General features: G+C 55.2%; 13 protein-coding genes and 1 other RNA gene. 4 read left to right on the forward strand and 10 right to left on the reverse strand.

Features of this window, described 5'->3' with window-relative positions; translation table 11 throughout:
* Positions 1-59 precede the first annotated feature (59 nt).
* The 4 genes from tnaB to DCL27_RS03525 all read right to left on the reverse strand — a co-directional run bounded on the left by tnaB (position 60) and on the right by DCL27_RS03525 (position 4,302).
* Positions 60-1,310: a low affinity tryptophan permease TnaB gene (gene tnaB / locus DCL27_RS03510; RefSeq protein ID WP_035598253.1), complete on the reverse strand. Its 1,251-nt coding sequence runs from the start codon at positions 1,308-1,310 to the stop codon at positions 60-62.
* Positions 1,311-1,394: 84 nt separating this feature from the next.
* Complete coding sequence (gene tnaA / locus DCL27_RS03515; RefSeq protein WP_005289460.1) at positions 1,395-2,810, reverse strand: tryptophanase; 1,416 nt, start codon at positions 2,808-2,810, stop codon at positions 1,395-1,397.
* Between the two features lie 589 nt (positions 2,811-3,399).
* Positions 3,400-3,948 (reverse strand): helix-turn-helix transcriptional regulator, encoded by a 549-nt coding sequence (locus tag DCL27_RS03520; RefSeq protein ID WP_223931153.1) that lies wholly within the window; start codon positions 3,946-3,948, stop codon positions 3,400-3,402.
* A gap of 57 nt (positions 3,949-4,005) precedes the next feature.
* On the reverse strand, positions 4,006-4,302 hold the full coding sequence (locus DCL27_RS03525) for a YciI family protein (protein ID WP_005289448.1): 297 nt from the start codon (positions 4,300-4,302) through the stop codon (positions 4,006-4,008).
* Positions 4,303-4,827: 525 nt separating this feature from the next.
* Here DCL27_RS03525 and DCL27_RS03530 point away from each other — a divergent pair.
* Positions 4,828-6,249, forward strand: coding sequence for an NCS1 family nucleobase:cation symporter-1 (locus DCL27_RS03530; protein ID WP_050979587.1), 1,422 nt, complete (start codon positions 4,828-4,830; stop codon positions 6,247-6,249).
* A gap of 1,031 nt (positions 6,250-7,280) precedes the next feature.
* On the opposite strand, the gene ssrA is transcribed toward DCL27_RS03530, so the two are convergent.
* Both ssrA and smpB read right to left on the reverse strand, forming a co-directional pair.
* Positions 7,281-7,644, reverse strand: a transfer-messenger RNA (tmRNA) gene (gene ssrA, locus DCL27_RS03535).
* Positions 7,645-7,692: 48 nt separating this feature from the next.
* Entirely contained in the window at positions 7,693-8,175 is a 483-nt protein-coding gene (gene smpB, locus DCL27_RS03540; protein ID WP_005289441.1) for an SsrA-binding protein SmpB, read from the reverse strand.
* A 153-nt stretch (positions 8,176-8,328) separates the two neighbouring features.
* Between smpB and DCL27_RS03545 the strand changes: the two genes are divergently transcribed.
* Entirely contained in the window at positions 8,329-8,763 is a 435-nt protein-coding gene (locus DCL27_RS03545) for a type II toxin-antitoxin system RatA family toxin (protein ID WP_035598259.1), read from the forward strand.
* A gap of 1 nt (position 8,764) precedes the next feature.
* The gene (locus tag DCL27_RS03550) at positions 8,765-9,043 is read left to right on the forward strand and encodes an RnfH family protein (RefSeq protein ID WP_005289435.1); all 279 of its coding nucleotides are present in this window, start codon (positions 8,765-8,767) and stop codon (positions 9,041-9,043) included.
* A gap of 72 nt (positions 9,044-9,115) precedes the next feature.
* Here the strand turns inward: DCL27_RS03550 and bamE are convergent, their stop codons facing one another.
* The 3 genes from bamE to nadK all read right to left on the reverse strand — a co-directional run bounded on the left by bamE (position 9,116) and on the right by nadK (position 12,335).
* Entirely contained in the window at positions 9,116-9,472 is a 357-nt protein-coding gene (gene bamE, locus DCL27_RS03555; RefSeq protein ID WP_035598262.1) for an outer membrane protein assembly factor BamE, read from the reverse strand.
* Positions 9,473-9,671: 199 nt separating this feature from the next.
* Entirely contained in the window at positions 9,672-11,333 is a 1,662-nt protein-coding gene (gene recN, locus DCL27_RS03560; RefSeq protein WP_035598265.1) for a DNA repair protein RecN, read from the reverse strand.
* Between the two features lie 123 nt (positions 11,334-11,456).
* A complete protein-coding gene (gene nadK / locus DCL27_RS03565; RefSeq protein WP_228594474.1) occupies positions 11,457-12,335 on the reverse strand; it encodes an NAD(+) kinase in 879 nt (292 codons plus the stop codon).
* 125 nt (positions 12,336-12,460) lie between these two features.
* Between nadK and grpE the strand changes: the two genes are divergently transcribed.
* Entirely contained in the window at positions 12,461-13,039 is a 579-nt protein-coding gene (gene grpE, locus DCL27_RS03570; RefSeq protein WP_035594747.1) for a nucleotide exchange factor GrpE, read from the forward strand.
* A gap of 76 nt (positions 13,040-13,115) precedes the next feature.
* On the opposite strand, the gene ung is transcribed toward grpE, so the two are convergent.
* Positions 13,116-13,814, reverse strand: a complete 699-nt coding sequence (ung, locus tag DCL27_RS03575) for a uracil-DNA glycosylase (RefSeq protein WP_005295143.1) — start codon at positions 13,812-13,814, stop codon at positions 13,116-13,118.
* Positions 13,815-13,869: the final 55 nt, after the last annotated feature.

Raw genomic sequence — 13,869 nt, forward strand, 5'->3', positions numbered from 1 at the left:
GCCGCTCTGCAATCGGGCTTGGCTAGCCCGGTATTCGCCTCTCGTCGACTGACCTGGTGTTAACTGAATATCGGCAACAGGTTGAATGCCTTACCGAACCAGCAGGCGATGACCAACAAGCCAAACACCATCACCCAGATCGGGATGATCTTGCCGCCCCAGACGGTAAAGCGCTGCTGGGGGAACTTCTGACGTGATTTCAGCCCGAGGATCGCCGGGACGATGACCGCCCAGATGGTGGCGCATAGTCCGGCGCCGCCGATCCCATAGATGAAGCCGTTGGGGAACAGCAGATAGAGCAACGCTGGCGGGATGAAGGTCAACAGCACCGTCTTGAAGCGGCCGATAGGCGAGTTATCGATGTTAAACAGGTCGGCCAGGTAGTCAAACAGCCCCAGGGTGACGCCAAAGAAGGAGCTGGCGACGGCGAGGTTAGAGAACACCAACAGGAAGAATTCGATCACCCGGCCCGGCGTCGTACCGATAAAGGATTTCACTAGCGAGTCGACGTTGCCGCCCGAGGCGATGATGCCCTTAAACGCCTCGCGGGGGATGTTACCCATGGTGCAGTACAGCCAGAACAGGTAAACCACCAGTGCCAGGAGCGATCCGAAGACCAGGCTCTTGATCAGTTTATCCTTGCGCTTGCCATAGCAGATGATCAGGCTGGGAATGTTGCCGTGGAAACCGAACGAGGCGAGGCAGACCGGCAGCGCCATAAAGATATAGGGGAAGTAGTGGTTGCTCTGGCCCATCCCGGCGCTGGCGTCGGTCAGGGTGGCGTAGTCGACGCGGAAGAAAAATGAGCCGAAGACGATAACGAAGGCGAGGATCTTGATGCCGAGAAATAGCGAGGTGATCCGGCTGGCCGCTAACGAACTGAACCATAATACCACGCCGACGAACAGTGCCGTGGCGATGCCGACTAGGCGAGGATTAACCTGATGGCCCAACTGCATGGCGATGGTTTCGCTGAGGATCGCGCCGTTAGCGGAGATATAGGCGTAGGTCAGAATATACAGTACAAAGGCGACGGTAATACCGTTAATGATATTCCAGGTGTTACCCAGGAGATCTTTGGTGATGGTGTTAAAGCTGGAGCCGATAGGGTAATTTAAGTTTGCCTCAAGTAATAATAGCCCGGAATGCAGCATGGAAAACCAGGTGATAATTAAAATAAATGCACCCCAGAAAAACCAACTACCGGCCAGGTCGACGGGCAGCGCAAACATTCCTCCACCGATGACGGTACCGGCGATAACCATAATGCCCCAAAACGCAGAGTGTTTATTTTTAAACTCCGGCTCCATAAGACTCTCCTCTTATTCAGAGCGTGATGACTTCTTGTGGCGGAGAGGAGCCCGCGGCGAGGCGCAGGCTCCTATTTTCTAGGGTTAAACTTCTTTTAATTTGGCGGTGAAGTGGCGGAGAACCTTCGGCTCGTAAATAAACTCCAGTCCCTTAATATTCTTGGCATTCTGTTTGATCTGTTGGAATGCCTCGATAATAAAATCCATATGCGTCTGGGTATAGGTCGCGCGAGGAATGGTCAGACGCAGCAATTCGGCTGGGCAGGGTAGTTGTTTACCGGTCTTCGGATCGCGGCCGAGTAAGAAGGAGCCGATTTCGACGGCGCGGATTCCGGCCACTTTATACAGTTCGCAGGCCAATGCCTGGGCGGGGAATTGCTCGGCGGGGATATGCGGCAACAGCTTACCGGCATCGACGAAGGCGGCATGTCCCCCGGCCTGCTGGCAGGTGATGCCGATCGCCTCCAGCCCATCGACCAGGTATTGCACCTGGGCGATGCGGTAGGCCAGCCAGTCCTGGTTCATGCCATCGTGCAACCCGACGGCTAGACGCTCCATGGCTCCACCTTCCAGGCCGCCATAGGTCGGGAAGCCCTCTTGCACCACGCACAGCGTGCGGCATTCGGTGTAGACGTCGAAGAAGTGCTCATCCTTAAAGCACAACAGACCGCCCATCGGCACCATGGCATCTTTCTTCGCCGACATGGCCAGCATATCGGCAAACTTGTAGGTTTCGCGAGTGATCGCCTCAATGCTCCAATCGCGATATTCCGCCTCGCGTTGCTGGATGAAGTAGGCGTTTTCGGCAAAACGGGCCGAGTCCATCACCACCGGGATGTCGTACTTCTGGGCGACGGCATACATCGCCTTCAAGTTGGCGATGGAGACCGGCTGGCCCCCCGCCGAGTTACAGGTAATGGTCGCCACGATATAGGGCACATTGTTGGCTCCGACCTCACGGATACCTTGCTCCAGCTTGTCAATGTCGAAGTTGCCTTTAAAATCATGGCGTGCGGCGGTATCGAAGGCCTCTTCGATGTAGACGTTACGGATGGTACAGCCGTTGATCTGGCTATGACCCTGGGTGGTGTCGAAGAAGTAGTTGGAGAAGGCTACCATCTTGTTTCTATCCAACCCCTTCTCTTGTTCACGCTTCCTGATCAATACCGGGATATAAATCTGTTCGGCACCGCGTCCCTGGTGGGTTGGAATGGTGTATTGATAGCCAAAGATCTGGTTAACGGCATCGGCCAGCGCGTAGTAGCTACGGCTACCGCTATAGGCCTCGTCGCCACGCATCATGGCGGCCTGCATACTCTGCGTGACGGCGCCGGTGCCGCTGTCGGTGAGCAGATCGATAAATACGTCTTCGCTATCCAGCAGGAAAGGGTTCATCCCCGATTTGACGATCGCCAGCTCGCGATGTTCACGCGTGGTTCTTTTCACTGGCTCAATAACACGAATACGGAATGGTTCTGGTAAATGTTTAAAGTTATCCATGGTGCTTACCCTTTTAGCTATACAGGTAGGGGGTTCTTTACCGGCGGTAAAGAACGCTATAGATAAATAAAATATCGGGTGAATGCGCGTGAATATAACGAAATAGTTATATCGTAGAGCGCATGTCTATAGAGCAAATCCCGCAATGCGTTATCCTATGCGAGTTTGTCAAAGGTGTAAGTGTCGCGGATGAGATATTAAGAAAAGAATTCGACCAGGATGGTGTCGAGATTAAACCACTTGCTAGGAATGTATGTTTCACATAGCTTTTTCATGATATGCAAACATCCTTAGTGACTTTTGTAAGTATAAAATGCACACAGCCAATTTATTTGTCTATTGCTATATTAGTTAATTGTGATGGAATTCACGCGCCACAATTTAACCTCATCATTTCTCAGATAAAGTTAGATATTATTTTTAACGTTAGTTTGGCGAGGTAATACCCCGGGTGATAATTATCGCGAGCAAAGGGTTAAGAATGAGGTTAGCGCCGCCTTGGCCGGGCAGCGCGTGTATTACACCATGTTCATCTTGGTAAACACGACTGCCATTCTATTAGTGACGGGGGGCATGGGGGGGCGTCCCCTTAACCCTGTTGCCGATATTGCCTAGGGGTGAGGCCAAACTGCTGGCGGAAACGGGTGATAAAGGCGCTGATATTGGCGTAGCCGAGTTGGAGCGCGACGGCGCTGACCGCGTCGCTCTGGGCTAACAGCGGCAAGGCGTGTAATAGGCGCCGTCGCTGCCGCCAGGCGGTAACGTGCATCCCGGTCTCCTGCACGAAGCGGCGGCTGAGCGTGCGGCGGGAGAGGCTGACCACATGGGCCCACGCCTCAGCGCTGCGGGGATCTGCCGGTGTCTGTGTCAGGGCGTAGGCGATGCGTTGCAGGCGGGGAGCGCTAGGGTAGGCCAGGGCCAGAGGTGTGGCAGGAAGCGTCACGATCTCATCGAGGATCACCGCCGCCAGGCGTTGTTGCTGTGCGTTGAGCCGTTGCTCGTCCCATGTCAGGGCGCGTTGGAGCGCTGCCTGTAACTTGGATGGATCTGACGTATGAGCTCGCTGCTTGGCCGCCATGCCACGCACTGACAGCCGTGGGGGTGAGGAGGGACGGGTAGGTGGCGAGCTCTGTTCCATCGTGTGCGTCTTGCGCGCTAGGCGCGGATCGCGGACGCGCCAGGGCGGTGGGAGAGATTAGTCGATCAGTCCCTGGATCGTCGCGGCACAACGGCTGGCCTCGAAGGGGATGATGTCACAACGGGCCAATCCGTGCTGCTGGAACGGATCGCGCTGTAACCGGGCCTGTAAGGCCTCTAGCGACTCGCTACGCGCCAGGATCACGCCGCCATTGCGCGGAATACGTCGCCCGGAGCTCAGGAATACTCCCTGCTCATAGCCTTGATTTAACCAGTCAATATGCGCCGCCAGGTGCGCATCGATCTCGGATAGGGGTTTGATATAGGTAAGGACTACAACGTAAATAACGCTCATCGGATGATCTCGTGAAAAGAAGACAACGTGTTGCTCGGCCCACGGTGGTGCATAGTGGCGTGCCCCGTTAGGCCAGGCTTACCCGGCACCAGCGGCACCGTCGTTAAACGCTAGCACGTTAGCACGGCAGCGTCGAATCGCGATGAGCGTTATCGGGGCTTCGGGAGGCATACGTGTGGGGCGCCGTCCCAGTGGAACAACCGGCTTGCGTGGCATTTTTAACGTTAGTCCTCCTGTCGGGGACACTATTCTCAATATCTTTTGATTTTATCATCGCGGATGATAGAAACTCTCATTATGAGAATATATTGCGTCGGGTCAGGCTCAATGATTAGAGATAGTTATCTTATGCTGAGTTTTTCCCGTCAGCATTTATTTTTATTTGGGATAACCATCACAGGTATTAACCATCTGTTAATATTATCATCCAAATAAATAACATCTGGCATGATAATTGGATGTAAAAACTTTCCATGCATAGGACACTCTTTAATTTATTTATAAATAATAGTGAGGAGCGGAATAATGGGAAGCATTCCTTCAGCCTTATCAGGATGTAAGAATATTTACAATGAATACACCAAACCCGTGGTAAAGCGAACATGGGGTATCGGGAGTTTCGCCTCGCTGTGGATTGGCATTATGGTGTCGATTCCTGCCTTGATGTTAGGTACCGGTATTATACAGGTTGGTATGTCATGGTCGCAGGCACTTTTCACCGTCGTGTTGGGGCATACGATAGTGATGCTCCCCGCTGTTTTGCTGGGGCATCCTGGCGCCAAATATGGCATTAATTTCCCCCTGTTATCTCGGGCCGTATTTGGCATAAAAGGAAGTATCATACCGACCTTGGTTAGGGCTATCTTGGGTTGTTTTTGGTTTGGGGTGACGGCGTGGATTGGCGGTCAAGCCATTACTAATATTATCTCTATCTTTTTCCCAGCGTATTCCTCGCTAGGCTTTGTTTCAGCGTTTCTGTCTTTCTTTTTGTTTGTACTGCTCAATATTATCGTGGCGTTTAATGAAAACGCTGGGGTTAAATGGTTGGCAGATAAATCAGCGGTCATTTTGATTTTCCTTTCTTTACTGGTTATTCTGTGGGCGCTATCGGTGTCAGGTTGGAGTGTGAGCGAGCTTTTATCTCAACCGGCCGTCTCCGGGAAGGAGGATCTAGAAAATTTTTGGATAATATTTTTCCCTGCCTTATCATCATTTATTGCATTTGATAGTACCATTGCCCTTAATATGTCAGATTTTACCAAGAATGCTAAAAATCAACGTTCTCAGTTTTTAGGGCAAATAATTTTTGCGCCGTTAGCTACCGCCTATATCGTGTTTGTCGGTGTAGCCATGACTGCCGGGTCATCCATTACCTTTAACGAAATAATCTGGGATCCTGTCGTTTTAATATCAAGATTTGAAAGCCCATCCTTGGTTATTATCACTTCAGCATTTATTCTACTGGCTACACTGACGACAAACGTACCGGCAAACTTAATACCGCCAGCTAATGTGTTCAACACCTTAATATCAAACAAGGTAAAAGCTTTTAAATATTGGTATGCAGTGGTGCTGGTTGCCTTACTTTCCGTTTTTGGCATGCCTTGGAAGGTGTTGGCGGATCCCGACAATCTTATTTTTGTGGTTCTTGGTATGTTGGGTGCGCTGCTGGGGCCGATTACCGGGATATATCTGGTCTCCTACTGGATCGAGAATAAGACCAAAATCGACATGGTGGATCTCTACAAAGTGGATAGTGGCAGGTATCAGGGTGTCAATAAAAATGCGGTCATTGCCTTGCTGAGCGTTTGGGGCGGGATAATGCTATCAAAAAATATAGACGCTCTGGCTTGGCTGTATGATTCATCGTATGTTTTTGGCCTATTCTTAGGCGCGTTTGTCTATTTTGCATTGAGTAAAGTTAGCGCTAATGCGGCGAATCGGTAATCGTCAGTGAGCAGCGGGAGCGTGCCATGTCGCGCTTTACGTCGAGAGATGGCCATTGATGGCAGAATGAGTCTGCCGGAGGCATGCTAAACGTAAAGCGCGCAGGGTAATGCTAGGCTGAACGGGTAAAGCCGCTTGCCGATCCTGATGCAGTTGCAGGCTTTTGACGGTGGGTTAATGGGGTCTGTTGTTGATTGCCAATTTTGAAAAAGTGGGTGGTCAATTAGCCGCATGAAACGCTAGGTAGGGTGGCGTCAAAACGGTGTGGTTGCATCACATGAGGCAATTCATCACAAGAGCTGACACCCGTTTTTACTTCAACGTAATGCCTTCCGGTATACGTTCGAACTGCTCCTGAGTGAGGTAACGGATACCCTGCATGCTTGCTAGCGTTTGCAAGATCTGGGGGCATGCTGCTTTCACGGTGAATACCTGTCTCTCGTGATATGCCTCGCCTCCCAGCGCATACTAACGCCCTTACACCCTTCATCCCAATATTGTCCTACTACATCGGGAGTGGATGGTACTAAGGTGCAGCCCTTGATAACGACCCTTACCGTGTCTTGATATACCCCGACCCTGGTATCAATAAATGAGGCTTTGTCGCTATCAAGCGCCAAAGAAGAGCGCGCAATCAATAACGAGGCGGCTCGTTGGGTCGGTCTGGCATAGGTTCACCACCAGCACGTTTTTATTATTCATTTTTACTCTTTTCTAGCGATGAATTAAGCGCTGCTTGAGATAAGGCATCAGGCAAGGGAGCCATTCCACCAATGACTCGGCTAAGGGTAGTAGAGGTTGTTGGCTGGTTTGCCGACGAGATTGGGTTCGTGAGAGGGGCGTGTGACGCATACCATGCCTGCCGGTGCCTGGCCATAATGGATATACGCTTAATCGGCTACAGTATCGCGTATACCTAAACATATACCAATAATCATCGAATTCAGCCGGATCGCCTCGGGCGATGACAAACGATAGATACAAAAAAGCCCGCCAGACTTGCGCCGGGCGGGCTTTTCACTTTCCAAATTTGGTGGACCTGGCGGGAGTTGAACCCGCGTCCGAAATTACTACACTGTCGGTACTACATGCTTAGTCTGGTCTTTACATTCGCTTGCCAGCTGCGGACAGACACGCCACTAACAAACTAGCCTGATTAGTTTTAACGCTTCACCCCCAGGCAGGAGCTCCACGCGATCTCTTTTGGGTTTGACCTCTCTTGATCCCCGTCCTAAGAGCGGAGGCTAGGGAGAGAGGGCTCTGCGCAGGTTATTAAGCTGCGAGTGCGTAGTTTTCGTCGTTTGCGACTATTTTTTTGCGGCTTTTTACGAGGCAAACCGCCCCTCGGCATGCACCTTGAGTTTCGCAAATCCCGTCGAATCCAGAATCAGGCCCAAGTGTGTAGACGGCAGTATACCAGAGTTTACCGCCGTTGTGCCAGCCTTAGCGGTTGGCGTGTTTCATAATTCTCGCTTTGTCCTGCTTCCACTCGCGATCTTTGATGTCATCGCGTTTATCGTGCTCTTTCTTACCCTTAGCCACACCGATCTTCAGCTTGGCCCAGGCGTTCTTCCAGTACAACGACAGGGGAACGATGGTGTAACCGTCGCGGTTGGCGCTACCGAACAGACTCGCCAGCTCGCGCTCCTTGAGCAGCAGCTTACGAGTACGCGTCGGATCGCATACCACATGGCTGGAGGCGACGTTCAGCGGGGAAAAGGTGGCGCCGAACAGAAATGCCTCGCCGTTTTGCAGCAAGATATAACTTTCGCTGATGTTGGCCTTACCGGCCCGCAGGGATTTGACCTCCCAGCCTTGCAGCGACAGCCCGGCCTCGAACTCATCCTCGATGAAGTATTCGTGGCGCGCGCGCTTGTTCATGGCAATGGTTGCCGAACCCGGTTTATGTGCTTTTTTCTTTGTCATAGTAGCGTCATTATACTGTTACGACCGGCGCCTGAATACCCTTCGCCGCGGCGGGCCGCAGATTTATGGTCGGCATCCAGTGTGCGTAAGCCAATTCTCTCTGTCTAGCAATAAATGGTATTATGCCTAGGTTTACGTCGTCCAGGAATCGATATGCCCCAGATTAGCCGTTCCGCGCTGGTACCGTTCAGCGCCCAGCAGATGTATCAGTTGGTCAATGATGTTACCGCCTACCCGGACTTTTTGCCGGGCTGCGTCGGTAGCCGCATTCTGGAGAGCACGCCGAAGCGTATGACCGCCTCGGTGGATGTCTGTAAGGCGGGCATCAGCAAGACCTTCACCACCTGTAATACCCTGGACGACAGTCGTAATATCCAGATGCGCCTGGTCGAGGGGCCCTTCCGCCGCCTGATGGGGGACTGGCGTTTTACCCCGTTGAGCGAGGAGGCCTGTAAGGTCGAGTTGCATTTGGAGTTTGAGTTTACCAACAAGCTGGTCGAACTGGCCTTCGGCAAGGTGTTTAAGGAGTTGGCTGGCAGTATGGTGCAGGCGTTTACCCTGCGGGCCAAAGAGGTTTACCGTGTCTGAGATGAATATCGAGGTGGTGTACGCACTGCCGGAAAAACAGTATCTACAGCGTTTGACGTTACCGCAGGGCAGTAACGTCGAGCAGGCCATCGAGCGTTCTGGGTTGCTGAATCTGCGTAGCGAGATCGATCTGAGCAAGAATAAGGTGGGGATCTTTAGCCGCCCGGTGAAGCTCAATGATCCGTTGCATGACGGCGATCGGGTGGAGATTTACCGCCCGTTGATCGCCGATCCGCGCGAATTGCGCCGCCAGCGAGCCGAGCGCGCCAGCAAGAAGTAACACGGCCCTCCTCAGCGGTATAAAAAAGGCGCCATCGGCGCCTTTCTCATTATTTTTTTAGACGGCTAACGATCAGTCGTTGTCGTTGTCCGCATCCGGCAGTTTCTTGCTGTTGTCGATGCCGGTCAGGATACCGTTACCGTTGAAGGTCAGGGTTAACGTCTGCTGGCTGATGCCCTCATGGCTTGGCTCTTGGCGGAAGACGTAATACCAGGTGCTGCTGCCGAAGGGATCCTGCAACAGCGGCGTACCCAGGGTATAGGCGACCTGCTGCTGCGTCATGCCACGGTGGATTTTGGCAACTTCGGCTGCCGTCAGATAGTTGCCCTGATTGATATCGGGGCGATACACCACTTTTTCCACGGTGGAACAACCGGCGGTCAGCATCACCAGAACCACGGCGGCGGCAGTCAGCATTTTACAACGCATAGTTCATTCATTCCTTTTGGACACGAAGCCAGGGTAGCTGCGGCGCAACCCTGCATCTCGCTGCAGGATTCTCTGGGCGTCGAGATTACCACGCCGACGGGAGTATAGGCAACGGCGCGGCGGGATGGTTCCCTGATTCTCGGCCCTCCCGGCAGGCGAGAGCCACGCGCCGCCGGCCGGGGGAGCCAAGCACTACCGCTTAGGCCGCCAGCAGTTCGCGTGCGTTGGCCAGCGTGTTACGGGTGACGGCGCTGCCGCCCAACAGACGCGCCAGCTCTTGCAGCCGCGCCTTCTTGTTCAACGGCTGCATGCGCGTCTCCGTCTCTGCACCGTCGGTCTCCTTGCTGACGAAGTAGTGTTGGTGGCCGCAGCCTGCCACTTGGGGCAGGTGGGTGACGCACATCACCTGGGTCGACTCACCGAGTTGGCGTAGCAGACGCCCGACGATGGCGGCGGTCGGGCCGCTGATCCCCACGTCGACTTCATCGAAGATCAGCGCCGGGGTATCCATCTTCTGCGCGGTGATCACCTGGATGGCCAGTGCGATGCGAGACAGTTCGCCGCCGGAGGCGACCTTACCCAGCGGTTGTAGCGGCTGGCCGGGGTTGGTGGTGACGCGAAACTCGATGCGATCGGCCCCCTCGGCACTCAGCGCATCCGGGGTAAAGGTGACATCGATGGCGAAGCGGCCATGGGGCATCGACAGCTCCTGCATACGGGCGCTGATCTGGCTGCACAGCTCTTGCGCATAGGCGCTACGCTGCTGGTGCAGGGATTGCGCCAGGCTGAGGGCCTGCTGATGATAGTGGCGTACATTCTCCTCCAGCAGTGCCTCGTCATCCTGTTGGCGATCCAGCGCCTGCTGCTCATCCAGCAACTGTTGATACAGATGCGGCAGGGTTTCCGGCGCCACCTGATGCTTGCGCGCCAGGGTGATCTGGCGCGACAGACGTTGCTCCAGCTGTTGCAGGCGGGCGGGATCCATCTCGATGCTGTCGCCATAGTGGCGCAGTTCGTTGCTAGCCTCATCGATCTGAATGGCGGCCTCCTCCAGCATCTCCAGCAGCGGGGCGAAACGTGCATCGTAGCTGACGAGTTCGTTCAGGCTGTGGCGCGCGCCGTGCAACAGGCTGAGGGCATTGCCATCCTCGCCGTCGGCGAGCGCCGCCAGGATCTGCTGGCTCAGGCTCAGTAGCTGGCCGCTGTTGGCCTGGCGCTTGTACTCCTCATCGATCTGCTCGAACTCGCCGGGTTGCGGGGCGAACTCGTTCAGTTCTTTCAGCTGGTACTGCAACAGTTCGCGGCGCGCCTCGCGCTCGCTGACTTGACGCCGGTGGTCGGCCAGCAGGCGCACGCTGTGGTGCCACTGGCGATAGGCCGCGCGCATCTCCTGCAGCAGCGTCTGTTGCTGACCGTAGGCATCCAGCAGGTGACGCTGATGTTCCGGTTTTAGCAGCAGCTGATGGGCATGTTGGCCGTGGATCTGGATCAACAGCTGGCCGAGATCGCGCAGCTGGGAGAGTGGCACCGCGGTGCCATTGATAAAGCCACGTGAGCGGCCATCGGCGCTGATCACCCGACGCAACAGGCACTCGTTGCTGTCGTCCAGTTGGTTTTCCTCTAGCCAGGCGCGCGCCGAGGGGGTGTCCGCCAGCGAGAAGCGGGCACAGATGTCGGCCCGAGGCATATTCATCCGCACCATGGCGGCCTCGCTGCGCCCCCCGAGGCAGAGGGTGAGGGCGTCGATGGCGATGGATTTACCGGCGCCGGTTTCCCCGGTAATGGCGGTCATCCCGCGCTGGAAGTCGATCTCCAGTTCCCGCACGATGGCAAAGTTGGATATGGTGAGCTGCGTCAGCATGGCTATTCCCCTGTACGGAATCACACTACTGTATTTAATGCCAGTATAAACTGGTTTTTTATCCAGTAAAGTGAGCGACGCAAATTTTTACCTGCCGCGCCGTGGTGTGACGCGACGGCGGGGTTAAAACAGCTTTTTCGACCAACCCAGTTTGCTACTCAGCGTGTTGAAGTAGCTGTAATTCTTAGGGTGAATCAGGTTGAGGTGATATTGGCTGCGCTGGATGAGCACCTCCTCGCCGTGCTGGATCGGCAGGGCGATCTGGCTGTCACAGCTGATCTCCAGCTCACTGCTAAAGTGGGAGAAGCGCAGGTGGATTTTGCTGTTGCTGTCGATCACCAGCGGCCGCGCCGAGAGGGTGTGAGGGAACATCGGCACCAGGGCGATGGCATCCAGGGTCGGTGCCAGAATCGGCCCGCCGGCAGAGAGTGAGTAGGCGGTAGAGCCGGTGGGGGTGGAGATGATGAGCCCATCGGAGCGTTGCGAGAAAGCGAAGGTGTCATTGATATACACCTCGAACTCGATCATATGCGCCACCTTGCCGGGGTGTAAGACCACCTCGTTGATGGCGGTGCTGCGCCGATGCATCTGCTGTTCGCGGCACACCTGGGCCTCCAGGAGGAAGCGGCGCTCGTGGTTGTACTCCCCCTCCAGCACGCAGGAGAGCTGTTGCTTGGCGTTGTCGGGATCGAGATCGGTCAGAAAGCCCAGGTTGCCACGGTTGACGCCGATGACGTTGATGTCGTAACGCGCCAGGATGCGAGCCGCCCCCAGCATGTTGCCGTCGCCGCCGACCACCACCGCCAGATCGGCCCGTTGGCCGATGTCGGCCAGGGTGCCGGTCTGTGCGTTCTGTAGCTTCAAATCGCGGGCGATCTGCTGCTCCACGATCACCGAGTAGCCTTTACCCACCAGCCAGTGAAACAGCATCTCATGGGTGGCCAGCGCGGCGGGATGGCGCGGGTGCCCGACCAGCCCGATGGATTCAAAGCGTTTGTTCATGTTCCGGTTTTCCTGGTACGGACGACAGAATGACGCCCATTATGCCTGGCTCTCTTGAATCGCCAACTTTCATCCCCATAATAAGCCAAGTAGCGAGATAAATGCCAAAAACCGCGGAGAATTCCATGAGCAGTGAACAACAAAACATGACGCAAGAGCCGGCCAACGCAGAACAGGTTGAAAACGCAGAGCTTCAGGCTGAGACTCAGGCTTCCGGGGCAGAGCCGGATGCGCGTGATGCCCGCATCGCCGAGCTGGAAGCTCAGTTGAAGGCCATGGGGGACAAGGAGCGCGACATCATGCTGCGTGCCCGTGCCGAGATGGACAACGTCCGTCGTCGTGCCGAGCAGGACGTGGAGAAGGCGCACAAGTTCGCCCTGGAGAAATTCTCCAGTGAACTGCTGCCGGTGATCGATAACCTGGAGCGCGCGCTGGAAGTGGCCGACAAGTCCAATAGCGAGCTGGTATCGATGATCGAAGGCGTGGAGCTGACCCTGAAGTCCCTGCTGGACGTGGTACGTAAGTTCGGCGTTGAACAGGTGGCCGAGGTGAATGTCCCGTTTAACCCAGACGTTCACCAGGCGATGACCATGCTGCCGTCCGAGGAGCATGCGCCGAATCAGGTGATGATGGTGATGCAGAAGGGCTATACCCTGAACGGTCGCCTGATCCGCCCGGCGATGGTGGCCGTCTCCAAGGGCTAATCCCGCCCCCGATTCAGCCTGTCCCGCCGCTATCGGGGACAGGTATCGCGCTTAACCAGCCCTCGGGCTGGTTTTTTTATGCCGGTACATCGTCCGCTTGCGGCAGTTGGGGTTGCCAATCGATGGGTGCCAGGCCCTGTTCTTGGAGCAGGCGGTTGGTGGCCGAGAAGTGGCCGCAGCCGAGGAAGCCGCGATGCGCCGACAACGGGGAGGGGTGCGGTGCCTTCAGGACATGGTGACGCTGGCTATCGATGATGCGCCCCTTCTTCTGGGCATGCGCGCCCCAGAGCAGGAAGACGATACCCTCACGTTGGCTATTCAGCGCCGCCACGACACGGTCGGTAAACTGCTCCCAGCCGAGATGGGCATGGGAGTGAGCCTGGCCGCGTTCGACGGTCAATACGGTGTTGAGCAGCAACACCCCCTGATCGGCCCAGCTCTTCAGATAGCCGTGAGGTGGGATGGTGAAGCCGGGGATGTCGTTCTGGAGCTCTTTATACATGTTTTGCAGCGAGGGCGGCGTCGCGACACCGGGACGGACCGAAAACGACAGGCCATGCGCCTGATTCGGACCGTGGTAGGGGTCTTGCCCGAGGATCACCACCTTGACGTCGTTAAACTCGGTGAAGCGGAAGGCGTTAAATACATCCTGCTGCGGTGGATAAATGGTCTTACCATTTTGCCGCTCGGCGGCGACAAAGGCCAGGGTGTCGCGGAAATAGGGTTGCTCTTTTTCGGCACCGATTACGTCATGCCAGGTGAGTGACGGGGTCATCTGCGCTTCCTTTGTCATTTATTCATAGCTTATCAAATAGTTGCCACTTATTCCC

Origin of the sequence: Edwardsiella tarda ATCC 15947 = NBRC 105688 (assembly GCF_003113495.2) — a bacterium.
GTDB classification, from domain to species: domain Bacteria; phylum Pseudomonadota; class Gammaproteobacteria; order Enterobacterales; family Enterobacteriaceae; genus Edwardsiella; species Edwardsiella tarda.